Consider the following 1,135-nt stretch of genomic DNA (forward strand, 5'->3'; position numbering starts at 1 on the left):
AACACCAAGGTGTTGACAAAGAACCCGACCAAGTCATCCAGGGCGGGGTCGCGCCGCCCGGCGATCGGGAACCCCACCGCCACATCGTTGCTGGCGCTGAGTTTGGCCAGCAGCACCGCCAGCGCCGCCTGCACCACCATGAAGCTGGTCGCGTTGTGTTCGCGAGCCACCCGCGCCACCTGCTGCTGCACCGCGGCCGGCCAGTCCACCGCCACCGTGGCGCCGCGGTAATCCGCCACCGGCGGATACGGCCGATCAGTGGGCAACGCCAACCGCTCGGGCATATCGCCCAGCGCCTGCTCCCAATACGCCAACTGCGCGGCGATACGACTATCGGGATCATCAAGATCCCCCAACTGGTCACGCTGCCACAACGTGTAATCGACATACTGCACCGGCAACGGCACCCACCCCGGAGCCCGCCCGGCGCAGCGGGCCGCATACGCCACGCTCAAGTCAGTCACCAGCGGAGTGATCGACCAGCCATCAGCAGCGATATGGTGCACCACCGCCACCAACACATGCTCGTCCTCACCCAGCCGGAACAGGGCCGCCCGCAACGGGATCTCAGCAGACAGATCAAACGGACGACGCACCACCGCGCCGACGGCCTCCCGCAGCCGACTCTCCGACCAGCCAGCGGCATCGTGGACCTGCCACCCGACCTCGGCGCGTTCCACCGGCAACACCAACTGTGAGGGAACCCCATCCGGAGCGGGAAACAGCGTGCGCAGGCTCTCGTGGCGGGCTGCTACATCAACCATCGCAGCGCCGAGCGCCTGTGCGTTCATTTGACCACCCAGGCGCAGCGCCACCGCCAAGTTGTAAACCGCAGACGGTCCCTGCAGCTGGTCGATAAACCACAACCGGTTCTGGGCAAACGACAACGGCACTACCGCCGGCCGCTCGACGGCCACCAGGGGCGCCAGCACGTCCTCCTCAGCACCGAGCCGCGGCGCCAACTGCGCCACCGTGGGCGCCTCGAACAACGCCCGCACCGACAGGCCCGTGCCCAACGACTTATTCACCGCAGCGATCACCTTCATCGCCGATAGCGAGTCGCCGCCGAGTTCGAAGAAGGAGTCGTCGACTCCGACGCGGTTGAGTCCGAGGACTTGGGCGTAGATGCCGGTCA

1 protein-coding gene is annotated in these 1,135 nt (G+C 66.8%); it reads right to left on the reverse strand.

Annotated elements, in window-relative coordinates; all coding sequences use genetic code 11:
- On the reverse strand, positions 1 to 1,135 hold a 1,135-nt coding region (locus A5651_RS19980), incomplete at both ends, for a condensation domain-containing protein (RefSeq protein WP_231988757.1).

The sequence above is a fragment of the Mycobacterium sp. 1274761.0 genome (assembly GCF_001668615.1).
GTDB lineage: Bacteria > Actinomycetota > Actinomycetes > Mycobacteriales > Mycobacteriaceae > Mycobacterium.